Annotated in this window: 20 protein-coding genes; 10 read left to right on the forward strand and 10 right to left on the reverse strand. The window is 70.6% G+C overall.

Features of this window, described 5'->3' with window-relative positions:
• The first annotated feature begins 27 nt into the window (after window positions 1-27).
• Complete coding sequence (locus HNR67_RS20635) at window positions 28-1551, forward strand: CYTH and CHAD domain-containing protein (RefSeq protein WP_185003880.1); 1524 nt, start codon at window positions 28-30, stop codon at window positions 1549-1551.
• A gap of 857 nt (window positions 1552-2408) precedes the next feature.
• On the opposite strand, the gene hrpA is transcribed toward HNR67_RS20635, so the two are convergent.
• Window positions 2409-6293, reverse strand: a complete 3885-nt coding sequence (gene hrpA, locus HNR67_RS20640; RefSeq protein ID WP_185003881.1) for an ATP-dependent RNA helicase HrpA — start codon at window positions 6291-6293, stop codon at window positions 2409-2411.
• A gap of 117 nt (window positions 6294-6410) precedes the next feature.
• Between hrpA and HNR67_RS20645 the strand changes: the two genes are divergently transcribed.
• Window positions 6411-7490 carry a GNAT family N-acetyltransferase gene (locus HNR67_RS20645; RefSeq protein ID WP_185003882.1) on the forward strand — a complete coding sequence of 360 codons (1080 nt, stop codon included), beginning with the start codon at window positions 6411-6413 and terminating at the stop codon, window positions 7488-7490.
• On the opposite strand, the gene HNR67_RS20650 is transcribed toward HNR67_RS20645, so the two are convergent.
• Window positions 7480-8694, reverse strand: a complete 1215-nt coding sequence (locus tag HNR67_RS20650; protein WP_185003883.1) for a cytochrome P450 — start codon at window positions 8692-8694, stop codon at window positions 7480-7482. The genes HNR67_RS20645 and HNR67_RS20650 overlap by 11 nt on opposite strands.
• A 166-nt stretch (window positions 8695-8860) precedes the next feature.
• Between HNR67_RS20650 and HNR67_RS20655 the strand changes: the two genes are divergently transcribed.
• From HNR67_RS20655 to HNR67_RS20665, 3 genes are all read left to right on the forward strand, one after another.
• Complete coding sequence (locus HNR67_RS20655; protein WP_185003884.1) at window positions 8861-9889, forward strand: hypothetical protein; 1029 nt, start codon at window positions 8861-8863, stop codon at window positions 9887-9889.
• 173 nt (window positions 9890-10062) lie between these two features.
• A complete protein-coding gene (locus HNR67_RS20660) occupies window positions 10063-10395 on the forward strand; it encodes a metalloregulator ArsR/SmtB family transcription factor (protein WP_185003885.1) in 333 nt (110 codons plus the stop codon).
• Entirely contained in the window at window positions 10392-11120 is a 729-nt protein-coding gene (locus HNR67_RS20665; RefSeq protein WP_185003886.1) for a DUF2071 domain-containing protein, read from the forward strand. The genes HNR67_RS20660 and HNR67_RS20665 overlap by 4 nt, the downstream gene beginning before the upstream one ends.
• Here the strand turns inward: HNR67_RS20665 and HNR67_RS20670 are convergent.
• The 3 genes from HNR67_RS20670 to HNR67_RS20680 all read right to left on the reverse strand — a co-directional run bounded on the left by HNR67_RS20670 (window position 11094) and on the right by HNR67_RS20680 (window position 15154).
• Window positions 11094-12932 (reverse strand): helix-turn-helix domain-containing protein, encoded by a 1839-nt coding sequence (locus HNR67_RS20670; protein ID WP_185003887.1) that lies wholly within the window; start codon window positions 12930-12932, stop codon window positions 11094-11096. The two genes, HNR67_RS20665 and HNR67_RS20670, sit on opposite strands and share 27 nt — an antisense overlap.
• Window positions 12929-14230 carry an MFS transporter gene (locus HNR67_RS20675; protein WP_185003888.1) on the reverse strand — a complete coding sequence of 434 codons (1302 nt, stop codon included), beginning with the start codon at window positions 14228-14230 and terminating at the stop codon, window positions 12929-12931. The genes HNR67_RS20670 and HNR67_RS20675 overlap by 4 nt, the downstream gene beginning before the upstream one ends.
• Before the next feature lie 168 nt (window positions 14231-14398).
• On the reverse strand, window positions 14399-15154 hold the full coding sequence (locus tag HNR67_RS20680) for a 3-hydroxybutyrate dehydrogenase (RefSeq protein ID WP_185003889.1): 756 nt from the start codon (window positions 15152-15154) through the stop codon (window positions 14399-14401).
• Between the two features lie 134 nt (window positions 15155-15288).
• Here HNR67_RS20680 and HNR67_RS20685 point away from each other — a divergent pair, with 134 nt between their 5' ends.
• Window positions 15289-16260, forward strand: coding sequence for a DUF5914 domain-containing protein (locus HNR67_RS20685; RefSeq protein ID WP_185003890.1), 972 nt, complete (start codon window positions 15289-15291; stop codon window positions 16258-16260).
• A gap of 5 nt (window positions 16261-16265) precedes the next feature.
• On the opposite strand, the gene HNR67_RS20690 is transcribed toward HNR67_RS20685, so the two are convergent.
• Window positions 16266-17807, reverse strand: coding sequence for an FAD-dependent oxidoreductase (locus tag HNR67_RS20690; RefSeq protein ID WP_185003891.1), 1542 nt, complete (start codon window positions 17805-17807; stop codon window positions 16266-16268).
• Window positions 17804-18535 (reverse strand): class I SAM-dependent methyltransferase, encoded by a 732-nt coding sequence (locus HNR67_RS20695; RefSeq protein ID WP_185003892.1) that lies wholly within the window; start codon window positions 18533-18535, stop codon window positions 17804-17806. The genes HNR67_RS20690 and HNR67_RS20695 overlap by 4 nt, the downstream gene beginning before the upstream one ends.
• Window positions 18536-18602: 67 nt before the next feature.
• Between HNR67_RS20695 and HNR67_RS20700 the strand changes: the two genes are divergently transcribed.
• Window positions 18603-19073, forward strand: coding sequence for a hypothetical protein (locus HNR67_RS20700; RefSeq protein ID WP_185003893.1), 471 nt, complete (start codon window positions 18603-18605; stop codon window positions 19071-19073).
• Between the two features lie 282 nt (window positions 19074-19355).
• On the opposite strand, the gene HNR67_RS20705 is transcribed toward HNR67_RS20700, so the two are convergent.
• Together HNR67_RS20705 and HNR67_RS20710 are read right to left on the reverse strand one after the other, a co-directional pair.
• Window positions 19356-19742 (reverse strand): zinc finger protein, encoded by a 387-nt coding sequence (locus tag HNR67_RS20705; protein ID WP_185003894.1) that lies wholly within the window; start codon window positions 19740-19742, stop codon window positions 19356-19358.
• Window positions 19739-21301, reverse strand: a complete 1563-nt coding sequence (locus HNR67_RS20710) for an amidase (RefSeq protein ID WP_185003895.1) — start codon at window positions 21299-21301, stop codon at window positions 19739-19741. Before HNR67_RS20710 ends, HNR67_RS20705 begins: the two co-directional genes overlap by 4 nt.
• 143 nt (window positions 21302-21444) lie before the next feature.
• Between HNR67_RS20710 and HNR67_RS20715 the strand changes: the two genes are divergently transcribed.
• The 3 genes from HNR67_RS20715 (at window position 21445) to HNR67_RS20725 (ending at window position 23957) form a co-directional block, all read left to right on the forward strand.
• A complete protein-coding gene (locus HNR67_RS20715) occupies window positions 21445-21876 on the forward strand; it encodes an ArsR/SmtB family transcription factor (protein WP_185003896.1) in 432 nt (143 codons plus the stop codon).
• Window positions 21858-23291 (forward strand): substrate-binding protein, encoded by a 1434-nt coding sequence (locus HNR67_RS20720; RefSeq protein WP_185003897.1) that lies wholly within the window; start codon window positions 21858-21860, stop codon window positions 23289-23291. The genes HNR67_RS20715 and HNR67_RS20720 overlap by 19 nt, the downstream gene beginning before the upstream one ends.
• 87 nt (window positions 23292-23378) lie before the next feature.
• Window positions 23379-23957, forward strand: a complete 579-nt coding sequence (locus HNR67_RS20725) for a DinB family protein (RefSeq protein ID WP_185003898.1) — start codon at window positions 23379-23381, stop codon at window positions 23955-23957.
• A 37-nt stretch (window positions 23958-23994) separates the two neighbouring features.
• Here the strand turns inward: HNR67_RS20725 and HNR67_RS20730 are convergent, their stop codons facing one another.
• Window positions 23995-24990, reverse strand: coding sequence for a hypothetical protein (locus tag HNR67_RS20730; RefSeq protein ID WP_185003899.1), 996 nt, complete (start codon window positions 24988-24990; stop codon window positions 23995-23997).
• Window positions 24991-25081: the final 91 nt, after the last annotated feature.

Genomic DNA, 25081 nt, shown 5'->3' on the forward strand with positions numbered 1-25081 from the left:
CGCGATGAACTCGGGTAAGCATGCAAGATGGCGACCGAAACGCGGGAGATCGAGCGAAAGTACGAGGCGGAGCAGCCGCTGGCCCTGCCGGACCTGGATGGCCTGCCAGGGGTGGCCGCCCAGCTCGGCCCGGACGAGCTGGCACTGGACGCGACCTACTTCGACACCGCCGACCGCCGACTGCTCGCCGCCGGGATCACCCTGCGCAGGCGCACCGGCGGCGACGACGCGGGCTGGCACGTCAAACTGCCCCTGGACGCCGACACCCGCGAGGAGATCCGCCAGCCATTGGGCCGGACCCGCAAGGTCCCGGCGGCCATGGCGAAGCTGGTCCGCGCGTACTCCCGCGGCGGCGACCTGGTCCCGGTGGGCCGGTTGCGCACCACCCGCCGCCGCTGGCAACTCGTCGACGCCGACGGCGCGGTGCTCGCCGAGGTCGTCCTGGACGACGTGAGCGCCCAGACCATGGGCGAGTCGAGCACCCTGGACTCCTGGCAGGAAGCCGAGGTGGAACTGGTCAACGGCGAACTGGACCTACTGTCCACAGTGGACGAACGCTTCCACGCCGCGGGCGCCCGCCGCAGCACCGCCAAGTCCAAGATCGGCCGCCTGCTGGGCACCCCGCCCCGCCCGGTGTTCGGCCAGACCCCGGCCCGGACCCTGACCAGGAAGTCCTCCGCGATCACGGTGGTGCTGGCCTACCTGCGCGCGCAGGCGGCGGCGATGATCGCCGGGGATGTGCTGGTACGCAGGGACAAACCGGATTCCATCCACCAGATGCGGGTGGCCACCCGGAAGCTGCGCAGCACGTTGCGGGCCTTCGGCCGGGTGATCGACCGTGAACACACGCGGCGGCTCGGCGAGGAACTGAAGTGGCTGGCCGGGGTGCTGGGGGTGGCCAGGGATCTGGAGGTCCTGCACGAGCGGTTGGTCGAGCACATCGAGGAGACGCCGGCCGAGTTGGTGCTGGGCCCGGTGCGTGCCCGGGTGGACGGCCACTATCTGCAGGAGCGCGCCGCGGCGCGCAAGAAGGTGCTCGCCGAGCTGGACGGGCAGCGGTATCTGGACCTGTTGTGCTTGCTGGAGCACGTGTTGTCCGAGCCGCCGCCCACCCGGTTGGCCACGCATCCGGCGAAGGATGTGTTGCCGCAGCAGGTGCGGCGGGCGTACCGGAAGGTGGCCGGGGCGATGTCCGCGGCGGCGAGCAAGTCCGGGGCTGAACAGGAACTGGCTTTGCACGAGGCCCGCAAGGCGGCGAAGCGGGCCCGGTACGCGGCGGAGGCGGTGGAGCCGGTCTTCGGGCCGGAGGCGAAGCGGTTCGGCAAGCGGATGAAGGCGATCCAGACGTTGCTCGGCGACCATCAGGACGCGGTGGTCAGCGGGGTGGCGTTGCGGGAGCTGGGCGTGCAGGCGCATCTGGCGGGGGAGAACGGGTTCACGTATGGGGTGTTCCTGGGGCGGGATGAAGCCCGCGCCCAGCAGTCCCGAGCGGACCTCCCCGAGACATGGCGCGCCGCCACCCAGAAAAAGCTCCACCGCTGGCTCACCTAGCCCACAACGGCCAACGAGCCGTCCCATAACCGCCAACACACCGTCCATAACGGCCAACACACCGTCCCAGAACGGCCAACACACCGTACGACAACGGCCAACACGCCGGCGAGGGTTGGGGCTTGTCGGTGTGTTGGCCGGAATGGACGGTGTGTTGGCCGTTGTTGTACGCCGGGTTGGCCGTTGTGGGACGGGGCGGGGGTTGGGGTTGGGGGTAAACCCCACGACGAGGGCTCTCGCGTGTTCTCCGTATGGCCTGGAACCTGCAGACCGCGCCTCGCCGAGTGGCCCCTGCAACCTGCCGCCGCGTGCCCACGAATCCGCAACGGGGGCCGCTCGGTGAGGTGTGGTTGGCTGGTGGAAGGCCATGCGGAGAACACGCGAGCCCTCGGAGCCACGCTGGAATTGGCCCCGGCAGCCCAAACCCCGCCCCGCAACCTGCTCATGCCGGCTCTTGATCTGTCCACCCCCTCCGGCGGTCTGCCCGGCCGGCGAGGCCATCCTTTTTTGATCTTGACTTTTGCGCTGGGCGCCTCTGTTGCTGAGGTACCCGAGCGAAGATCAAGATCGTCCTCGCCGGACGGGCAGGAATCAAAGGATGGGGGGGGAAAGTCAAAGACAAGGGCAAAGAGCAGTGCTCGTGCGGTTCCCCCATCCCCGTCAACCTTCCGATACCAAACCACATCCCGGCAAGCGACCGCCGTCACGTTGGGCAGTATCGGCGGCGGCAGGTTGAGCGGCCGCTTGCCGGGATGTGGTGTGTCCTCTCCAGGTTGACGGGGATGGGGGAACCGCTCGGATTGGGTTTTCGAAAAGCCAGCCCCGCTGTCTGTACGCGGGCTTCGCCCTGCGGTTGCTTACGGCGTTAGGAGGTCGTCCATGGCTCGGTAGATTCGCTTGTCTGACACCGGATAAGCCGTTCCCATGGATTGGGCGAAGTAGCTTACGCGGAGTTCTTCGATCATCCAGCGGATCTTGGCGAGGCCGGCTGCGGCCTGGGGGGCTTCCTTGCGTAGCTCCAGGTAGGCGCGATGGACTTCGGCGATCTGGGCTTCGAGTTCGGCGTCTCGGCGGGGGTTTTCGCGGAGTTTTTCCAGGCGGTGTTTGGCTGCTCGCAGGTAGCGGGGGAGGTGGGCCAGGCGGGACCAGCCGGTGGCGGTGACGAAACCCTTGTATACCAAGCCTGTTACCTGTTTGCGGACGTCGGGCGAGGGCACCGTTTCCAGTACGGCCTCTGCCTCGTGCCAGGCGAGCAGGGTGGCTTCTACGTGGCCTACCACCTCGAAGGTGGCCAGTTGCAGGCCGGAGCGGACGCCTTCGCGGAGCTTGGTGAAGCCTGGCTCGTCCCAGGCTGGGCCGCCGCCTGCGGCGATCAGTTTGTCCGAGGCCGCGTTGATGCAGTCGGTCAGCAGGTCCGCCACGCCGCCGTGGGGGTTGCGGCTCAGGGTTAGTTTGGCCTGGTTGGTCAGGCCGCGTTGGAGCTGTTTTACGGGCGAGGGCACCGTTAGCAGGAGTAGGCGGCGGGTTCCTCGCCACATCGCTCGGCGTTGTTCGGCCGCGCTGTCGAGCATTCGGACCGCGACGCTGTCGGTTTCGTCGACCAGGGCGGGGTAGGCGGTGACGGTGAAGCCGTTTTGTTCCTGGGAGAAGGTTTTGGGGAGGGTGCCGATGGTCCAGTCGCGCAGGCCCTTGCGTTCCAGCTCGTTGCCCGCCTTGGACAGGGTTTTGCGGACCTGGGCGGTGAGTTTTCGTTTGAGGGCGGACAGGTCTTTGCCTTCGGCGAGGACCTTGTCGTGCTCGTCTACCACTCGGTAGGTGGTTTTGAGGTGGTCGGGGACCTGGTCGAGTTGCCAGGCTTCCCTGGGGACCTCGATCTTGGTGAGTTCGTAGAGGATGTCCTCGATGGCGTCGAGCAGGTTGCCGTCTTCGGCGGTGATGCGGGCCAGCAGGGCCTCGGCCACGTCGGGGACGGGGACGAAGTTGCGGCGCAGGTTCTTGGGCAGCGACTTCAGCAGGGCTACGACGATGTCCTTGCGCAGTCCGGGAATGTGCCAGGCGAAGCCGTCGCCGCGGACCTGGTTCAGCACGCCGACCGGGATGTGCGCGGTGACGCCGTCGTCGCGGGTGCCCGGTTCGAAGCGGTAGGTCAGGGGGAGTCGGACGCCGCCCTGGCGCCAGTCGTCGGGGTAGTCCTTCTCGGTGATGGCGCCGGCGGTTTCGTTGATCAGGGCTTGTTTGTCGAAGGTCAGGAGTTCGGGAGTGTCCCGGCGGGTTTTCTTCCACCAGCTGTCGAAGTGCCTGCCGGAGACGACTTCCTTGCCGATGCGTTCGTCGTAGAAGGCGAACAGGGTTTCGTCGTCGACCAGGATGTCGCGGCGGCGGGCCCGGTCCTCCAGGGCCTCGACCTCGCCGAGTAGGGCTCGGTTGGCGTGGAAGAACTTGTGTGTGGTGTGCCAATCGCCTTCGACCAGGGCGTGCCGGATGAACAGTTCGCGGCTCAGGTCCGGGTCGATGCGGCCGTAGTTGACCTTGCGGTCGACGACCAGGGGGATTCCGTACAGGGTAACGCGTTCCACGGCCATGACCGCGCCCTGCTTCTTCTCCCAGTGCGGTTCGCTGTGGGTTCGCTTGACCAGGTGGCCCGCCAGCGGCTCCACCCACTCGGGTTCGATCCGGGCCGCGATCCGGCCCCACAGCCGGGAGGTCTCGACCAGTTCGGCGGCCATCACCCAGCGCGGGGGCTTCTTGAACAGCGCCGAACCCGGGAAGATCGCGAAGCGGGCACTGCGCGCGCCCAGGTACTCCTTCTTGCGTTCCTCCTGCAACCCGATGTGCGACAACAGCCCGGACAGCAGCGCGATGTGCACCTGCTGCTCGGGCGCGGGGTTGCTGTTCGGGGTGATGCCGAGCTGTTTGATCACCTGGCGCAGCTGGCTGTGGATGTCCTGCCACTCCCGCACCCGCAGGTAGTTCAGGTACTCCGCGCGGCACTGCTTGCGGAACCTGTTGCTGGACAACTCCTGCTGCTGCTCCCGCAGGTACTCCCACAGCTTGAGGTAGGCCAGGAAGTCCGAGGTCGGATCGCTGAAGCGGGCGTGCTTGCTGTCGGCGTCCTGCTGCTTGTCCACCGGGCGTTCGCGTGGGTCCTGAATGGACAGTGCGGCGGTGATCACCAACACCTCGCGCACACAGCCCAGGTCGTCCGCGGCCAGCACCATCCTGGCCAGCCGGGGGTCCACCGGGAGCTGGGACAGCTTGCGCCCCAACGGGGTCAGCCGCTTCTTGTGATCGTCCTGCTCCGGGTCGAGCGCGCCGAGTTCCTGCAACAGCTGCACGCCCGCGGTGATGTTGCGCGGGTCCGGCGGGTCGATGAACGGGAACGCGGCCAGGTCGCCAAGCCCCAGCGAGGTCATCTGCAGGATGACCGAGGCCAGGTTGGTGCGCAGGATCTCCGGGTCGGTGAACTCCGGGCGCGCCTCGAAGTCCTCCTCGCTGTACAGCCGGATGCAGATGCCCTCCGACACCCGGCCGCAGCGACCCTTGCGCTGGTTGGCCGATGCCTGCGAGACCGGTTCGATCGGCAGCCGCTGCACCTTGGTGCGGTGGGAGTACCGGGAGATCCGCGCGGTGCCGGGGTCGATCACGTACTTGATGCCGGGCACGGTCAGCGAGGTCTCGGCCACGTTGGTGGCCAGCACGATCCGCCGTCCGGTGTGGGACTGGAACACCCGGTGCTGCTCGGCCGCGGACAGCCGCGCGTACAGCGGCACCACCTCGGTGTTGCGCAGCTCCCGCTTCTCCAGCGCGTCCGCGGTGTCCCGGATCTCCCGCTCGCCGCTGAGGAAGACCAGGATGTCGCCCGGCCCCTCCAGCAGCAGCTCGTCCACCGCGTCGGAGATCGCGGTGACCTGGTCCCGGTCGCTGTCGTCGGCCTCGCTGTCCGGGTCGATGATCGGCCGGTACCGCGTCTCCACCGGGTAGGTGCGGCCGGAGACCTCGATGATCGGCGCGTCGCCGAAGTGCCGGGAGAAGCGCTCCGGGTCGATGGTCGCGGAGGTGATGATCACCTTGAGGTCGGGGCGGCGGGGCAGCAGCTGGGCCAGGTAGCCGAGCAGGAAGTCCACGTTGAGGCTGCGCTCGTGCGCCTCGTCGATGATCAGCGTGTCGTAGCGGGACAGCGTCCGGTCGTTCTGGATCTCGGCCAGCAGGATGCCGTCGGTCATCAGCTTGACCAGGGTGTCCGTGCTGGACTGGTCGGTGAAGCGGACCTGGTAGCCCACGGTCTCGCCCAGTGAGGTGCCCAGTTCCTCGGCGATCCGCTCGGCCACCGTGCGCGCGGCCAGCCGCCGCGGCTGGGTGTGCCCGATCAGCCCCTGCACCCCGCGCCCCAGCTCCAGGCAGATCTTGGGCAGCTGGGTGGTCTTGCCGGACCCGGTCTCCCCGGCGACGATCACCACCTGGTTGTCCCGGACCGCGGCCAGGATCTCGTCCTTGCGCTGGCTGACCGGCAGCAGCTCCGGATAGCGGATCTTCGGCCGGGAGTTGCGCCGGTTCTCGATCCGGATCTCCGCGGCGGCGACCTCGGCGGCGAGTTCCGCGGTGACCGCGGCGCGTTTCCCGGTGTCCCGCAGCTTGCGGGCGTTCTCGACACGACGGCGCAACCGACGCTGATCACGCAGCATCAGCTCGGGAAGGCGGTCGTGGAGTTCGGTGAGCGAAGGGCTCACAAGCGGCGTACCCATACTGGGACCCAGTTTAAGTGCCCGGCAAACGGTTTTCCCCGCTCACCCGGCGCACGGTGGCGAAACCCACGCGACCGGGTAACCCGCACGTCACGCGGCGGGCCCAGGATCGGGGGCATGCAGGACATCCCGGCCCCGCGCCGCACCGGCCGCTGGCCGTTCCGCCGTGGCTCGCCGCCCCCGCTCGCCGAGACGCTGTGGCGGATCCGGGTCACCGTGCCGGACACCCCTGGCGCGCTGGCCCGGCTGACCGCCCGGCTGGGCAGGCTGCGGGTCAACATCCTGGCCCTGGACGTGCATCCGCTGGCTGAGGGCGCGGTGGACGAGCTGGTCATCCGCGCACCCGCCGATCTCGCGGAGAACACGCTGGTCAACGCCCTGATCGAGGGTGGCGGCGGCGATGTGCGGGTGGCCCCGGCCGCGGTCAGCGCGCTGGCCGACGAACCGACCAGGGCGGTGCTGCTGGCGACCTGGCTGGCCGAGGATCCCGACGACCTGCCCAGGGTGCTGCACCAGCTGCTCAGCGGCGCCGAGCTGAGCTGGGTGGAGCACGAGCACACCGAGGCCCTCGACGGCGGCAGCCTGCGGTTGCGGCACCCCGACGGCGGCACCTTCCTGGCCGAACGCCCAGGGCTGGCCTTCACCCCTGCCGAGTTCGCCAGGGCCCGCGCGATGATCACCCTCGCGCACCGGCTGCCGCCCCCGCCTGGCCGGATGGTGCAGCTGGGCGAGCGCACCGCGGTGCTGCGCCGGGCCCGCCCGCAGGACCTGGACGGCCTGCTCGACCTGCACGCCCGCTGCTCGCCGGAGACCCTGCGCCGCCGCTACCTCGGCGCGCCGCAGACCAGCAGGCGAGCACTGCGCACCCTGGTCAGCCGCTGGTCCACGCACACCCTGCTGGCCCTGTGCGACACCGAGGTGGTCGGCACCGGCAGCGTGTTCTGGGACGGCGACAGCGCCGAGGTGGCCTTCCTGGTCCGCGACGACTGGCAGAACCGCGGCCTGGGCCGGGAACTGCTGCGGCGGCTGGTGGACACGGCGGTGGCCGGTCAGGTGCGCTCGATCTGCCTGCACACCTACGCCGACAACACCGCCGTGCTGCACCTCGCACGCCTGCTGGGCCACCCGGTGCGGCGCAGCATCGCCGACGGGGTGCTCACCCTCGAACTGGCCCCGGCGGCCGCGGTCACCAGGTGATCGGCAGCTCCGCCACCCCGTACACGGCCTGGTAGGGCCGGAACCGGATCTGCTCGGCAGGCACGGCCAGCGCCAGGTTGGGAAAGCGGTCCAGCAGCGCGCGGAAGGCGGTGCGCATCTCCGCCCTGGCCAGCGGTGCGCCCAGGCAGTGGTGCGCGCCGTGCCCGAAGGCCAGGTGCGGGCGGGCCGGGCGGTCCAGGATCAGCTCGTCCGGGCGGTCCAGCAGCTCCGGGTCCCGGTTGGCGCTGGAGAGCACGAACATGACCATGTCCCCGGTCTTGATCTGGTGGCCGTGCAGCTCGATGTCCTGGGCGGCGATCCGCGGCACCCCGGCGGCCACCACGCTGAGGTAGCGCATCAGCTCCTCGACCGCGCTGTCGGTCTTGTCCGGGTTGGCGCGCAGCCAGGCGAGCTGCTCGGGGTGGGTGAGCAGCGCGTAGGTGCCGATGCCGAGCATGTTCGAGGTGGTCTCGTGCCCGGCGAGCAGCAGCAGCGCGGCGATGTTGACCAGCTCGTCGTCGTCGACGGTGGCGCCGTGCTCGCGGACGAGCATGCCGATCAGGTCCTCGCCGGGGTCCACCCGCGCCCTGGTGACCAGCGAGCGCATGTACGCCTGGCTCTCCCTGGTCAGCTCGGCCCGCTCGGCCGGCGGCACCATGGTGTCCATCTGCCGCTCGGAGCGGGCCTGGAACTCGGCCCGGTCGGCGTAGGGCACGCCGAGCAGTTCGCAGATCACCAGCGAGGGGATGGGCAGCGCGAAGTTGGCCACCAGGTCGGCGCCGCGGCCGAGCTTCTCCAGCAGGTCCAGGTGCTCCTGGACGATCGCGGTGATCCGGTCCTCCAGCCGCCGCATCCGGCGCATGGTGAACTCCGGCATCAGCAGCCTGCGCACCTGGGTGTGGTCCGGCGGGTCCATCACCAGGATGTTGGCCTTGCGGAGCCGGGCGGCCTCCTCGGCGGTCATGCCCACCGGCGGCGTGTTCCGCTCGCCCCTGGTCCGCGGGTCGTTGCTGAACTTGGTGTGATCGGCCAGCCCGGCCCGCACGTCCTCGTGCCGGGTGATGATCCAGGCATCGCCCCGGACCCCGAACATGTCCAGCTGGATCTTGCGGACCGCCTCGTCCCTGCGCACCCCGGTCAGTTCGGCCGAGGGTGAGAGTCCGTCCCGCGTCATGAACAGCGGGATCTCCACCGCGTTGGTCATGCCTTGCCCCCAAATGTCATTACGTTGTCTGGCTACCTAAGGTGCCACGTTTTGGGGGAGCTGTCTCTCCATCTCGGGAGGGAAGGGTGTCGTGCCAGCGGGTGAGCCCCGGCCGCCGGATCCGCGACACCGTGGCGGAGACACCGCGAACACCCTGGGAGAAGTCATGATCCGCTGGTCGGCGACCCTCTGGTCAGCGCTGTACGCGCTGGTCGCTTTGGGCTGGGTTCTCGGCGCGCCCGGCTACCCTTTCGGGCCGTCCGACCCCGCCGCGCACCTGTCCCCGCTGGGCGGCGTCCCCGCCTCGACCAGCGCCCCGCTGCTGGCCATCGGCATGGCGCTGGCCGCCGCGATCGCCCTGCTGATGTCCCGCGGCGTCCGCACGGGCCGTCCGGTGCTGCTCACCCTGGCCTGGCTGATCACTGCGGTGCTGGCCCTGGTGCTCAACGACGGCCGGGTGCTGATGCTGATCGGCTACCTGCCGATCGTGCTCGTCGGCGGCCCACTGGGCCTGCTGCCGGTCTCGGCCTACCTCGACAAGTTCGACGGCCCCAACCTCAACCAGTTCGCCCTGGTCCTGGGCGTGTTGCTGTGGCTGGCCGCGACGCTGGACTACCAGCGGCGCACCGCGGACGCCTGCCTGAGCTGCGGCGTCGGCCCACGCCCGATGCCCCGCTGGGCCCGGCCGGAGGTCGCGGCCCGCTGGGGCAAGTGGTGCGCCTACCTGGCCTTCCTGGTGCCGCTGGCCTACGCGGTGACCCGGTGGGCCTGGTTCGGCGGGTTCACCCTGGGGCTGATCAGCGAGGAGTTCCTGCGCGAGGGACAGCAGAACGGGCTGTGGATCGCGGGGGCCGGGCTGGGCACCTTCGCCGCGGCGGGCGGGTTGCTGACGCTGGGGCTGGTGTACCGGTGGGGCGAGGTCTATCCGTTCTGGGTGCCGGGGTTGCGGGGCAAGCGGGTGTCGCCGTTGAGCGCGATCATCCCGGCGAGCGTGGTCGCGGTGATCGTGACGGCGGCGGGGATGGGTGTGTTCGTCGGGCTGGTGGGGCGGGTGGGGTTCAGCGAGTTCATCGTGAACCCGATGACGTTCTTCCCGTTCTGGGGGCTGGCGCTGGGGGCGGCGACGGTGGCGTATTTCCTGCGGCGGCGGGTGGAGTGCGGTCGGCATGAAGATCGTGTTTTGGTTGATCTGTGATTTCAGTGTCGACCGAAAAAAAGGGGCGCGAGCGAGAGAAGGCAAACGCCGGGAGGGGGCCAGGGCTGCCAGGGCTGCCAGGGCTGCCAGGGCTGCCAGGGCTGCCAGGGCTGGCGGCCGCCGCCTATCCGTTTAGCCTTTGCGCTAATTAGCTCCTGTGCTAAAAAGGAACCATGTCCCACCCGGACCCCGACACCGAGGCCAGCGTCTTCCGCGCGCTGGCCGACTCCACCCGCCGCCAGATCCTGGAAGACCTCCGCGCCGGTGAACTCACCGCAGGCGAGATCGCCGCCCGGTTCACCATCAGCGGCCCGTCGATCTCCCGGCACCTGGGCGTGCTCAAGGCGGCCGGGCTGGTCCGGGAGCGGCGGCAGGCGAACCGGATCTTCTACGCCCTGGTCGAGGAGCGGCTCGCCCTCGGCGTGAACCGGTTTCTCAGCGCGGTGTGCCCGGAGCAGGCGCTGGTCCGCCATCGCCGCCGATCGAACCTGGAGGACCAGCCATGAGGATGGCCAGTGTGGTGGCGCGGCGGTTGCTGGTGAACTACCGCGTCGACCCGGCTGTGGTGGCCAGGCTGCTGCCCGATCCGTTGCGGCCGCGGCTGGCCGGGGGCTGGGCGGTGGCGGGGATCTGCCTGGTCCGGCTCGCCCAGGTGCGGCCGGTGGGGTTGCCCGCGGCGCTCGGACTGCGGTCGGAGAACGCGGCGCACCGCTTCGCCGTCGAGTGGGACACCCCCGACGGCGTCCGCACCGGGGTTTACCTGCCGCGGCGGCACACCGACTCGGCGATCGCCGCGCTGGTCGGGGGACGGCTGTTCCCCGGCAGGCACCGGCTCGCGAAGTTCACCGTGCGGGAGACCGCCAGGGAGCTGGAAATCGGCTGTGTCAGCGGGGATCGGCGGACCCGGGTGTGGGCGGACGTGCGACTGTCCGGGCGGTTCGGGCGCAGTGAGCTGTTCGGCGAACTCGACCAGGCAGCCGACTTCTTCACCTGCGGCAGCGGCTATTCCGCCACCCGCGACCCGCACCGCCTGGACGGGGTGGCCATGCAGGCCGAGCAATGGCGGTTCGAGCCGGTGGACCTGATCGGCGCCCGCTCCACCTTCTTCGACAGCCTGCCCGCCGGTTCGGCCGCCCTGGACCACGCCCTGCTGCTGCGCGACACCCCGGCCACCTGGACGCCGCTGCCCTCGCTGCGGGTCAGCTCAGCCGGACAGCCGGTGCAGGCGTAGCGCGAGCTGGATCTCCAGTGCGCGGGCGGGTTCCGGCCAGTCCGCGCCGAGCAGGTCGGCGACCCGTTCCAGGCGCTGGGTGACCGTGTTGACGTGCACGTGCAGGGCTTCCCTGGTGCGCGCGGGGGAGCAGCCGTGCGCGAAGTACTCGGTGAGCGTGCGCACCAGTTCGGTGCCGCGGCGCGCGTCGTAGTCCAGCACGGCGCCCAGGGTGTCGCGGACGAAGCCGGCCACGTCGGCCCGGTCGCCCAACAGCACGCCGACGAAACCCAGTTCGCCGATGGCCGCGCCCTCGCCCCGCCGACCCAGCGCGGTCAGCGCGCGCAGGCATCGCCCGGCTTCCTGGTGTGCCGCCGCGATCCCGGCCAGGCCGTCGCCGTTGGCGGCCTGTGCGCGGGAGCCTTCCAGGGCCACCGGTCCGGCCCCGCCGACCGTGACCGGTCCACCGACCGCCGTGCCCAGTTCCGCGGCCACCGCCCTGGCCACCGCACCCGGATCGGCCCCGGGCACCAGTAGCACCGCGCCCGCGGCCAGCCCCTGCGCCGCCCGCGCCACCCTGGCCGCCGCCACGCCCAGCCGTCCGCGCGCGCTCTCCGCCACCAGCAGCACGTGCCCACGCCCCAGGTCCACACCCAGCCGGGCCGCCCGCGCCAGCAACGCGTCCGGATCCGCCGTGGCGGTAAGGAGATCCGTGAGCAGTTCGCCGCGCACCCGGTTCTCCGCCTCGGCCACCGAGCGGCGCAGCAACAGCACCAGCGCGGTCACCACCCCGGCCCGCTCGAACAGCCGCTGATCGGCCTCGGCCAGTTCGGGCCGCCCGGTCAGCACCACCGTGCCCAGCAGTTCCGACCCGGCCAGCACCGCGCACACCCAGCGCCGCCCGCAGCGCACCGCCCGCCCGCTGGATCTGGCCTGTGCCACCGCCTGCGCGGGCACCCGGGGCGGGGCGGTGCCGGTGCGGGCCAGCACCGCGCCCTCGGCGTCGCGGACCGCGATGCCGCCGCCGAGCACCTCGGCCACCGCGATGGCCACGTCGTGCACGTCGCCGCCGCGCAGCACCAGGTCGGTGAGCCGGTCGTGCGCGGCCTCGGCCCGGCGCAGCGACTCGTGGTGGGCGCGGGTCTCCTCCAGCAGCCGGGCGTTGTCCAGTGCGATCGCGGCGTGGTCGGCCAGGCTGGCCAGCAGCGCGATCTCCTCCGGGGTGAACGAACGGGCATCCCGCTCACCCGCGTACAGCACGCCGATCACGGTGTCGGCCAGGCGAAGCGGCACGCCGAGGATGGACACCAGGCCCTCATCGGCCACCGCGGCGTCGATGGCCGGGGTGTGCGCGAACTGGGTGTCGCCAAGGTAGCCGGAGGTGGCCGCTGGCTCGGCGGTGTGCGCGACCCGCCCGCCCAGCCCCTCGCCCATGCCGAGCCGGACCCGTTGGAACGCGGTGGAGATCGAGCCGTCGGTGACCCGCATGTAGGTGTCGCCGACGGTCTCGTCGTTGAGGCTCAGGTAGGCCAGATCGGTGCCCAGCAACAACCTGGCCCGCCGCACGATCGAACGCAGCACCGCGTCCACATCGCGCAGCGCGGCCAGATCGCCCGCGGTGTCGAACAACGCGGCCAGTTCGGCCTCCCGCCGCCGGTGCTGGCCGAGCGTGCGGTGGATGCGCAACGCGTGCTCGGTGGCCTCGGCCAGCACCCGCAACTCGGCCGAGGGCAGCCCGGTTTCCCTGGCCTGGGCAAGGGGTTCGGTGAGTTGCCCGGCCTCGGCGTGACTCGCCAGCAGGCCGAGCAACCTGGCAAGGGCGGAGCCGCTCACCCGAGTTCTTCGCCCCTGGTCTCACGGGAGAGCAGCACCGCGACGGTGGTGAGCACCGCGGCCAGGAACAGGTACACCGAGATCGGGAAGGAGGTGCCGAACTGCTGCAGCAACGCGGTGGCGATCAGCGGCGCCAGCGCCCCGGCGAAGATCGAGGCCAGCTGGTAGCCGATCGAGGCCCCCGAGTAGCGGACCCTGGTGCCGAAGAGTTCGGAGAAGAACGCCGCCTGCGGCCCGTACATCGCGCCGTGCAGCACCAGCCCGATCGTGGTGCCCAGGGTGATCAGCCAGAACGATTTGGTGTCCAGCAGGGCGAAGAAGGCGAAGCCCCACAGGCCGGTGCCGATCGCGCCGAACAGGTACACCGGTTTGCGGCCGAGCCGGTCGGACAGCGCGCCCCACAACGGGATCGAGATGAAGTGGATGGCCGAGGCGATCAGCACCGCGTTGAGCCCGGTGGACTTGGGCAGGCCCAGCGGTCCGGTGAGGTAGACCAGGATGAACGCGGTCAGGATGTAGTAGCAGACGTTCTCGGCGAAGCGGGCGCCCATGGCCACCAGCACCTCGCGCCGGTGCTCGCGCAGCACCCGGATGATCGGCGGGGCCTCGCGTTCGCCGGTCTGCTCGGCCTTGGCCTGGGCCTCCAGGAACACCGGCGACTCGGACACGGCCAGCCGGATCCACAGCCCGACCGCGACCAGCGCGCCGGAGAGCAGGAACGGGATCCGCCAGCCCCACTCCAGGAAGTCGGCCTCCGGCTGCACCGCGGCCAGCACCGCCAGCACCGCGGTGGCCAGCAGGTTGCCAGCGGGCACCCCGGCCTGCGGCCAGGACGCCCAGTAGCCACGCCGTTTCGCGTCACCGTGCTCGGAGACGATCAGCACCGCCCCGCCCCATTCGCCGCCCAGCGCGAAGCCCTGGATCAGCCGCAGCAGGGTGAGCAGCAGTGGCGCGGCCGCGCCGATGGTGGCGTAGGTGGGCAGCAGGCCGATCAGGAAGGTCGCCCCTCCCATCATCAGCAGGCTGATCACCAGCAGTTTCTTCCGGCCCAGCCGGTCACCGTAGTGCCCGAAGACGATGCCGCCCAACGGCCGGGCGATGAAGCCGATGGCGTAGGTGACGAAGGCCAGCAGGGTGCCGGTGAGCGGGTCGGAGGTGGGGAAGAACAGCGTGTTGAACACCAGCGCGGCGGCCGAGCCGTAGAGGAAGAAGTCGTACCACTCGATGGTGGTGCCGATCATGCTCGCGCCGACGATCCGGGTGATCGAGGAGCGGCTGGTGGCGGTGGGGACGGACATGGGAGTACCTCACGTCATCGGGAGGGCAGGAAGACTGAAACTCACCGGCGTGTTGGCCGTTGTCGTACAGGGTGTTGGCCGAACTGGTACGCCCATCCGGCCAAGACACCGTCCATAACGGCCAACACACCGTACGAGAACGGCCAACACGATGTTGTGGTGGTGTGCTCATCTGGCGGTCCAGCCGCCGTCGATGGGGATGGAGATGCCGGTCAGGTGGCCGCTTTGTTGTTCGCAGAGCCATAGGACCGCTTCGGCTACCTGCACTGGTTCCAGGAGTCGTTTCACCGCTGTTCGGTCCAGCAGGATGTCGGTGAGGACCTCCTTCTCGCTGATCCGGTGGGCGTGCGAGAGGTCGGTGACCTGCTTCTCCACCAGGGGGGTGCGCACGTAGGCGGGGTTGAGGCAGTTGCTGGTCACCCCGTACGGCGCGCCCTCCAGCGCGACCACCTTGCTCAGCCCCTCCAGGCCGTGCTTGGCCGCGACGTAGGCGGATTTGAACGGGCTGGCGCGCAGGCCGTGCACCGAGGAGATGTTGACCACCCGGCCCCAGCGGCGGGCGTACATGTGCGGCAGCACCCGGCGCAGGATGAGGAACGGCGCGGTGACCATCACGTCCTGCATCAGCCGGAACACCTCCGGCGGGAACTCGCTGATCCCGGCCACGTGCTGCATGCCTGCGTTGTTCACCAGGATGTCCACTGTGGACGGAAGGGTGTCGATCGCGGCCGGGTCGCTCAGATCGATCTCGTGCGCCACCCCGCCGTAGTCCTCGGCCGCGGTGTGCACCGCCGGACCGTTCTTGTCGACCAGGTGCACGGTCGCGCCCGCGCCGGCCAGCATCTTGGAGATGGCCAGTCCGATGCCGCTGGCGGCGCCGGTGACCAGTGCGGTGCGCCCGATCAGCCCTGGTTGAGTGGTCATGGACTCCGAAGGTAGGCAAGTCCGGGCCCGCTGACCATGTGCTGGGGCACCACACCTACCACAGAAACAGTGGATTCCACCCACATGCGCCGGTGCGGTCGCTGTCCGTCACGGTCAGGGCTAGCGTGGGTGACATGCCTCGCCGTGGTCTGCCGTTGCGGTTGCTGTCCACCCCAGCCTGGCCGGACCAGGAGCCGACCTGGCGCGAGGCCAAGCCCGCCCTGATCGCCGCCGCGCTCAAACGTGCCCAGGCCCGCCCGGCCGGGAACTGGTTCGTGCTCTCGGCCAGCGGCGAGGTCCCGGCGACCGCGCCGTTCGGCCGCACCATCGCCGGGGTCGAGGTGGTGGCCTGGCGCGGTACCGACGGCCGCCTGCACGCCGGACCAGGGGCCTGCCCGCACCTGGGCGCGCCGCTGTGCCAGGCCGCGGTGCACGGCGGGAAGTTGTTGTGCCGCTGGCACGGCCTGGCCCTTGGCCCGGCGGGCTTCCCCGGCTGGCGGCCCTTCCCGGCACACGACGACGGCGTGCTGGCCTGGGTCCGCCTGGACTCGGTCGGCGGCGAGGACCCGCTGCCGGAACCCGTGCTGCCGCAACGCCCCGCGCCCGGTTCGCTGGCCGCGGTGGCCACCGTGATCGGCCGCTGCGAACCGGAGGACGTGGTGGCCAACCGCCTCGATCCCTGGCACGGCGCCTGGTTCCACCCCTACTCCTTCGCCAACCTGCGGGTGGTCTCCGCGCCGGAGCAGGAGACCGAGGAGGACCGGTTCCTGGTCGAGGTGACCTTCAAACTGGGCGGACGGTTCGGCGTGCCGGTGCTGGCCGCGTTCACCTGCCCGGAACCACGCACGGTGGTGATGCACATCGTCGAGGGCGAGGGGCAGGGCAGCGTGGTGGAAACCCATGCCACGCCACTGGGTCCGGGCCGCACCGCGGTGATCGAGGCGACCATCGCGCACTCCGACCGGCCCGGTTTCCGGTTCGCCAAGGCCGCCGCGCCGGTGGTGCGGCCGCTGATGCGGTGGGCGGCGGAACGGTTGTGGCGGGACGACCTCGACTACGCCGAACGGCGGTACGCGTTGCGCCGCAAGGGTCTTTTCCCCGGTTGAGTTTCTTAGCGCAAGCGGCGGGCGATGGTTCGTAACAGTGGGCTGCGGCCCTGGGTCGGCACCGTCCACAGTGTCCGGCCCTGCACGTCCCAGTTGCCCAGCAAGGCATTCGCTGCCTGGAACCCGGCGGTGGCGGCCCGTTCCATCAGCGCCACCGGCAGCCCGGTGCGCACGTGATCCCCGGCCACCACCAGGTAGTCCTCGGGAGTGCGCACCTCGAGGCGGTCCTGGTAGGTGCCGGGCAGGAACAGCGGGCAGTCCGAGCGGATCTCGAAGCGCTCGTCCACGATCCGGGCGTCCACCGTCTCCGGGTACACCTTGCCCAGTTGGGCCAGCAGTTCCGCCCGCACATCGCCGAGCACCGCGTCCACCGGCAGCGCGTAGGCGTGCAGTTCGACCACCGAGCCGTCCCGCCGGGCGGCCCAGTCGCGGGCCTGGTGCTCGTAGCGGTCCAGCACGCTGATGTTGTCCAGCGGCCCGAAGCCCGCGGTGCCCAGGAATCCGGCCCGGTCGGCGCGCACCGGCCGGTCCAGCCACAGCCGCAGCACACCGAATCGGGGTGCGGTGCGCAGCCTGCTGACCGCGCCGCGCCAGTCGGCGGTGGCGATGCCGGGGGAGTCGCCGACAATGGTGCGCAGGCCGCCGACATCGGTGGCCAGCACCACCGCGTCGGCCTCCAGGGGAGCCAGCGCGTCGGCCAGGTGCACGGCGTAGCGGCGGCGGGCGCTGGGTTCCACCGCGCCGACCCGCACGCCGGTGCGGATCTCCACGCCGCGCCCGGACAGGTAGCGGCCCAGCGGTTCCCACAGGCCGTGTGGGAACGGGTCGGCGGCCACGTCGAAGACCAGGCCCTCGCTGGAGCCGAGGAAGTAGATGTGGAACATCACCGCCAGTTCGGCCGCGGACAGCAGCCGCGGGTCGCTGAAGAAGCTGCGGGAGAACACCTCGAAGGCCAGATCCCTTGCAGCGGCGGGGAATCCGATGCGGTCCAGGAACTCCACCGCGTCCAGGTGGTCGAGTTCGGCGTAGGTCTCCGGCACCCGCACGTCCAGCAGCGTCATCGCCCTGCGCGCGTCCACTGTGGACAGTTCGGCCCAGGAGAAGGTGGGGCTGCGCAACACGAACGCGGCGGCGTTGAGCGGCGGGGTCCTGGGCAGTCCGGCGAAGGTGTCGGCGTGGCCGTTGCTGTGCAGCAGCGGGTAGTCGGTCAGCGGGGTGAGCGCGCGCAGGTCAGGGTCGGCGCGGCGGAGCAGCTGGCGCAGGTTGTAGTACTGGCGGAAGAAGGCGTGGAAGCCGCGGGTCATGGTCACCCGGCTGCCGTCGGACAGGGTCACCGGCCAGCCGCCGACCCGCCCGCCCAGGTAGTCCTCCCGTTCCAGCAGCACCACCTCGACGCCGCGGTCGGACAGCGCGGTGGCCGCGGCCAGTCCGGCGATCCCGCCGCCGATCACCACCACCCTTGGCGGCGCGGACAGGTGGCTGACGTCGGGGCGGGTGCCGCGCGGCAGGTGTTTCACCGCGCGGCGATCGGTGCCCAGCGGGATCATGCGGTGCCTCCGTCGAGTTGCCTGCGCCCGCGCACGGTGTGCGTGACCCCGCGTTGCCAGCCCCCGGCCGATCCGGCCCTGACCTCGGTGAACCCGTTGTCGCGCAACCGTTCCCGCAGGGCGCCGACCCGGTCGAAGTCCAGCACGCTGCGCCACAGGTAGCGGTAGAGCCCGGTGCGGCCGGTGGCCAGCAGCCCGGCCGGGATGATCACGCCCCAGCACACCGCGGTCCACACCGCGCGGCTGAGCGGGCGGCCGTCCAGGGTGTAGTCGTGCAGCACCAGGTGGCCGCCGGGACGCAGCAGCGTGCGCAGGTCGGCCAGCACGGCGTCCGGGTCGGCCACGTTGCGCAGCAGGTACCCGGCGAAGATCGCGTCGAACGGCCCACGCACCCCGGCCGCGGCCAGCCGCTCGGCCCTGGCCTGGACGAAGGTCACGCTGCCCGGCCAGGGTTTGCCCCGCGCGGCCGCCAGCATGCCGCCGGAGGCGTCCGCGCCGACCACGGTGGCCAGCGGGTAGGCGGCCAGGATGGCGGCGGTGGAGGCCCCGGTGCCGCAGCCCAGGTCCAGCACCCGCTGCCCGCCGCCCTGTTCGCGCAGGCCCAGCCGGGCCGCGGCGCGGCGCAGATCGCGGTGGTAACCGAGGTTGGCGCCGACCAGCAGGTCATACCGCCGGGCGTGCGCGTCGAACTCGCTCTGCAGTTCATCGGCGTCCAGCGCTCGGTTCATGAATTCAACCCTGCCGGAGCAGCCCCACTCGCGCACGCCGACGCCCGGACTCTGCCACGATTTGTTCATGGTCGAAGCCCAACCCATGCGCCTGGTGATCCGGTGCGCCGCCGCGGCGGCCGTCGGCGCCTCGGTGGTCCTGCTGTGGCTGGCGGTACTGCCCTTGCTGCCTTCCTCGTGTCCGGAACAACCCTGCGACCAACCGAGGGGTTGGGTGCCGGTCGAGACGCTGACCAGCCCCGGCGTGGTGGTCGGGGTGGTGGCACTGCTGGCGGTGGCGGTGGGCTGGTGGCTGCTGGGCCTGCTCCAGGTGGCGGGCAACGGCCTGATCGCGCTGCTCGGCCCGGTGCTGGTGCTGGGCCTGATCCGGATCGGCGGCCTGGTCGGCTACACCCCGGCGCTGCCCTCGGTGCAGACGGCGGTGCTGGCCGCGGTGTCCTACCTGCTGGCGGCGCTGCTCACGGAGAAGACGGTGCCCTGGCTGTTCCGCGCGATCGCCGCGGCGGTGCTGGTGGTCGCGGCCGCGCTGGGCGGCTGAGGCGGTTCTGGAGAGGCGGCGCTGCCGGACCTTGGGCGCCGCCGGACAAACAGCAACCCCCGGACCTGTTCCCACCGGTAGCTTGGTGGGCCGAGTCGGACTGTACTCGGAGGTCCGGGGGCCGGGTAGCTGTCTTGAATTCGCTCAGTGAAGCCGAAGGCGGTCCTAGCGGACAGCCACCTCACGAGTCCTGTTGATATCCAACGCTGGACCACCTCCTCTCTCGTGTACCGCCACGCTAATCCGCGGTGATCGCGGCCCGCAACGGCATTTTCGAGACCTTCAGCGAGAGATGCTCGCGTGCTGCGCCGACTTGGCGATGTGCCAGCACTCGTCGCAGGTGGTCCACAGGATCCACTCGCGTTCGGAGGCGGTGCGGGTGACGACCTGGCGGCCGCAGAGGGTGTCGGCGGGCTGGCCGGGGTGGTGCGAGCCGTGCGCGCCGCAGATGGCGTGCCTGCGGCCGTCCACCGGCATCCAGTAGAAGAGCAGCTGCTCGGGGCTGGGGTTGCCGAAGCCGGCCGGCCGGTCCAGCGCGGCGTAGTCGCTGAGCGCGGCGGTGCGGCCGGGCTCGTCGAGTCCGGTGTGCTCGCCGGGCCTGGCGCGCTCCTCGCGTGCGGCCGGGCCGCCGAGTGCGATGGGCAGGCCGGGCTCCGGTGCGATGGTCATGACTGCTCCCGGGTCGCGGCGAGGGGGGCGTGCGCGGGTGCGGGTGGGAAGCCACCCAGTGCGGTCTCCACGGCCCTGGCCACCCGCAGGCACAGGTCGTCGCGGTGGTGCGGGCCGACGATCATCATGCTCACCGGCAGCCCGTCCACCCGGCCCGCCGGCACGGCGATCGCGGGGTGGCCGCTGGCGTCGAACGGGGCCACGTTGGGCACCAGGCCCAGCGCGGCGATCACGTACTCCTCGCGGCTGGCCTCCGGGCCGGGCAGCGGGGTGGCCACGTGCGGGGCGGTGGGCAGCACCAGCACGTCGACCTCGGCCAGCGCCCGGTCGTAGCCCTTGATCAGCTGCGGCACCAGGTTCTGGGCCATGCCGTAGTGCGCGCCGTGGTACTTGCCCAGGGTGTAGCCGCCGTTGAGCGTGACCAGCTTGACCGTCTCGGAGAAGGCGTCGGCGTGCTCGGCCCGGCCGCGCCCGAAGTGCGCGATCAGCTCGGGGTCGTAGCGCCCGGCCCAGTTCCGGCCGATCGCGTTGCCCTCGATCATCTGCCAGGCGATGCCGTCGGTGGCGATGACCTTCCAGACGTCCATGCCGGTGCGGTGCCAGGGCACCGAGATCGGGGTGACCTTGGCGCCTGCCTGTTCCAGCGCGTGGGCGGCGTTGCGCACGGTGTCGTCCACGCACGCCTGCGACAGCCCCGGGATGTCGAAGCCCTCGGTGAGCAGGCCGATCCGCAGGCCCTTGACGCCGTCGTCGAGGTGCCTGAGGTAGTCCGGCGGGCGCAGCGCGGAGTCCTGGCGCGGGTCGTCGGCGTCGTAGCCAGCCAGCGCGGTCAGCATCAGCGCGGCATCGCGCACGGTGCGGGTGATCGGGCCGAGGTGGTCCAGGGTGTTGTCCATGGAGAACGCGCCGGTGCAGGGCACCAGGCCGTAGGTCGGCTTGTGCCCGACCACGCCGCAGAAGGCCGCCGGGATCCGGATCGAGCCGCCCTGGTCGCCGCCAAGGCCCAGATCGGCCTCGCCGGTGGCCACCAGCACGGCCGGGCCCGAGGAGGAACCGCCGGAGGTGCGGGTCGGGTCCCACGGGTTGCGCACCGGGCCGGAGATCGCGGTGTGGCTGCCCGCGGAGTAGCAGAGGTCCTCGCAGGTGCCCTTGCCGACGATGGTCGCGCCCGCGTCCAGCAGGCGGCGCACCGCGGTGGCGTCCTCGCGCGGCACGAAACCCTGTAACGAGCGGGAGCCGTTACCCATCGGCACACCGGCCACCGCGATGTTGTCCTTGACCACCACGCGCCGGCCGGCCAGCGGGCCGTCCGCCTGCGTGGACAGCTCGGTGTAGACCTGCCAGGCGTTGAGCGGGTTCTCCGCGGCACTGGGCACGGCGTGGTTGCGCGTCGGCATCGGCGGGGCGTGCTCGGCGTAGAGCTTCTCCACCACGTCGTAGGAGGCCAGGGTGGGGATCATCAGCCCGCGGAAGGAGGACAGTGCGGCGTCGTCCAGGGTCAGGTTGTAACGCTCGGCCAGGGCGCGGAGATCTTCGATAGTGGGAGGGACTGTTCCCATGGCCGAAAATCCCCTCCAGCGTGCGATAGTGGAAAATCCGAGTTACCGAAGCGTATTGACCTTCCCGTTACGTGTCAATGGATCTTGACGCGAACGTCTGTCCAGTCTGGTCCGGGCGAGTGGCGGAGAATCACCCACTCGTCTTGCTGCTTTCCCGGTGGATCGCCTACAGTGATCAAATTGGGGCGGTCGTGGGGGCCGAACGAGCTTGGTGGGTGGTTTCTGTGGGCGGTGGTGCGTCCGCATTCGACGCGTTGGCCGACGACACCCGTCGGACCGTGCTCACTCTCCTGCGCGAGCACGGCGAGCTGACCGTGACCGAGTTGGCCGGACACATCGAGCACATCGGCCGCACCGCGGTGTCGATGCAGCTCAAGGTGTTGCGTGAGGCAGGCATGGTGCAGGAGCGCCGGGCCGGCAAATATCGCTATTACTCCCTGCGGGTCGAGCCGATCAATGACGTGGTGGCGTTTCTGAGCACCCTGTACGGAGCGTCGCTGGACGGACTCGCTACGATCACGGCGAAGCACCGCGATCCGGAGGCGGAACAGCGCAGGTGGGGAACCTCGTACTGACTCAGCAGCGGGACGTCGCCCTGCCACCGGGGGACGTCTTCGGACTGCTGGGACAGGACAAGGAAGCCGGCTGGCTCTTCGGCGCCGACTACGACGCGTTCATGGTCGGCGGCCTGGTCCGCTTCGAGCTTCCGGTCAATCCCGCCGATCCGCAGAGCCCGACCATCGAGGCCGTGGGTCGCATCGCCTACCTCAACCCGCCGCACAAGATCGTCATCGAGCAGCAGGTGCCCTGGCCCGGCCGGGTCTCCTGCACCATGACGCTGACCAACGGCGGTCGCGGCACCACCGTGCGGCTGGGCGTCGAGGTGCCGGATGACGCGGTCACCTGGTTACTCCGGCAACGTGGCTATGACCCCCTTGAGGAGCTGGCCGGACCGAGCACGATCCGGATCGGTGTACTGGTCAGCAAATCGGGCCCGGCCAGCATCTTCGGCGGGACCACCGAGAACCTGGCCCGGATGGCCGCCGACGAGGTCAACGCCGACGGCGGCGTGGACGGCTGCCGCCTCCAGGTCGTCATCCGCGACGACGCCAGCTCACCGGACATCGGCGCCGAGCAGTTCCAGCGCCTGGTCCGCGCCGACGGCTGCCGGGTCGTGGTCACCAACTGCACCTCCGCGGTGTTTCCGGTCCTGGCCAAGTGGGCCAGGAAACTGGGTGTTCTCCTGGTGCACACGCCGATCAACGAGGGCGGCCGGTTCTCACCCAGCGTGGTGCGCCTGGGCGAACGACCCTCCGCCCAGCTGCGCGCCGCGCTGCCCTCGCTGGTCGCCGAGACCGGCGGCCGCACCTTCCTGTGCGGCGATGACTACGTCTGGCCGCGGGTGTGCAACCGCGAGGCCCGCCGGATCATCGAACAGCTCGGTGGCTCGGTCGTCGCCGAACGGTACAAACCCTTGGGCACCAAGGACTTCGGCGACATCGTCGAGGAGATCATCAGCACCGGCGCCAGCCTGGTGATCTCCACCTTCGTCGGCTCCGACGAAGCCCACTTCGAGCGCCAGAGCCACGCCGCGGGGCTGCGGTCCCGCTGCCGGACGCTGTCCATGGCCTTCGACGAGTCCACCCGGGAGCTGACCGGCGGCATCGCCGCGCAGGGCGTGTACAGCGCCTTCAGCTACTTCCAAGAGGTCGACTCCGCTACCAACACCGCCTTTCTCCATCGTTACCGGGACCGCTTCGGGGCCGGCGCCGCTCCGTTGTCCAGCATCACCGAATCGGTCTACGAGGCCATTCACATGCTCGCCTCCAGCGGTGCCCTGCGCCGGGAGTTCGACCTGGGCTCGCTGTCGGCGGCGATGCGTGAGCAACGTGAGTCCACCCTCTGGCGGTCCGCACGTCCGGCCCAGGGCAAGGCGCCGCTGTTCCTCGCCAAGGCCGTGCCCCACGGTTTCACCATCGTCGAGCGCTGAGCAACCCGCTCGGCCCCGCCCTGTGGATAACTCGGGCCTGTGGATAACTGATGGGCCCTTTTCCGATGATCATGCAACGATTTCCGCATGCCACCCCTACCGCCCCTGCACCACGAGGAAGCCGCCCAGCTACTGGCCTTTCTCGAGGCCCAGCGCCACGCCGTGCGCATTGCCGCGCACGGCCTCACCGACGACCAGGCCCGCACCGCCGCCTCGGCGAGTTCGCTCACCATCGGCGGCCTGATCAAGCACCTGACCAGCACCGAGCACAACTGGGTCGCGATCATCAGCGACCCCGGCCACGACTGGGGCGACCCGTCGGCATACCAGGACGCCTACACCATGGGCCCCGGCGAGACCCTGGCCGACCTGCTGAGCGCCTACGAGAAGGTCGGCGCGGAAACCGAGTCCCTCATCGCCGGCGTCAAGCTCGACGACGAGGTCCCCGTCCCACCGCACATCCCGTTCTTCCCCAAGGACCTGCCCTGCTGGACCGTCCGCTGGGTCTTGCTTCACCTGATCGAGGAAACCGCCAAACACGCGGGCCACGCCGACATCGTCCGTGAGTCCGTGGACGGCGCCACCTTCTTCCCACTGCAGGCCGCGGTGGAAGGCTGGGCACCCACGCCCTGGCTGCAACCCTGGAAACCCTTAGCCACCAACTGATCGCGCCGCCCATCCCGCGGCGAACGGCGGGACTGGGTCAGTGGCCGGTCAGCGGCGGCCGGAACCTGGCCGCCTGCCGGAGCCACAGGCCGACCAGTTCCCGGGTCGCGGTGGCGAAGCGCGAGCGATCGGTGAGCAGGGCCGCGGCGGTGGGTTCGGCGAGCAGGTCGTGCGCGACCAGGGCGGCGATGCCGGTGCGCAGGGCGGCGGCGGGGTCCTCGGGCTGGCGGAGCAGGGCCTCGTGCAGGACGGTCAGGACCGCGTCGTCGGTGTGGGCGGTGTGGTCCCCGGTCAGGTCGGCGCCGTGCGGGTCGGCCCTGGTGTCGGGCCCGTCCTGGGTGGTGGAGGTCGAGAGCAGGGCGCGGCGCGGGCGGCGGCCCAGTGGGCGGTCTATGTAGCGGTCCCACCAGGTCACGTGGTCGGGCTGGTCCCTGGTGCCGATGTTGACCCTGGGCCCGGACCGGCAGTGGCGTTCGACCAGCGCCAGACCGGCGGCGACCAGGGGCAGGTGGTCTTCGGTGCTGCCGCCGAACTCCTGGGCACAGCGGTAGGACAGGCGCTGGATCAGTTCGGCCTGGTTGTCCAGTGGGGCCATCGAGCCCGCCTCGTCGACCAGGTACTCCAGCAGGGCGCGGTGGAACTCATCGGGCAGGGTGCGGGCCCTGGCGCCGAGCCGGATCCGGTCGACCCTGGCCTGGGCGCCCATGGCGGTCCGGCGACGGCGGATCCAGTCCGGGGCGGCGCGCAGGCGCATGTGCACCCGGGCCGCGCCGAGCGGGTTGCGGAGTTCGGTGGCCCGCTCGGTCAGCACCTGGTCGCACTCGACGAGCATGTCGACCAGGAAGTCCCGGCAGGCGCAGTCGCCGTCCAGGCCGAAACCGGGGGAGCGCAGCCGCAGATCGCACCGGGTGATGGCCAGGGCGCGGTGGATCGCGGCGCGGTGTGGGAGCGCTTCATGCCAGATGGCAGCCAGCACCGCGGCAACATCAACACAGGCGGGTTCGCGCTGCGCCGGTCCGTCAGTGTGTTCCATAACTCGTAATCTTACGGGAACGCAAAAAAGTCGCGAACGACTGAGTACGAAAGACTGTGTCGTAAGATCCACAAAGTGCTACCCGAGTCAA

It is taken from the genome of Crossiella cryophila (assembly GCF_014204915.1).
In the GTDB taxonomy this organism is placed as follows: Bacteria; Actinomycetota; Actinomycetes; order Mycobacteriales; family Pseudonocardiaceae; genus Crossiella; species Crossiella cryophila.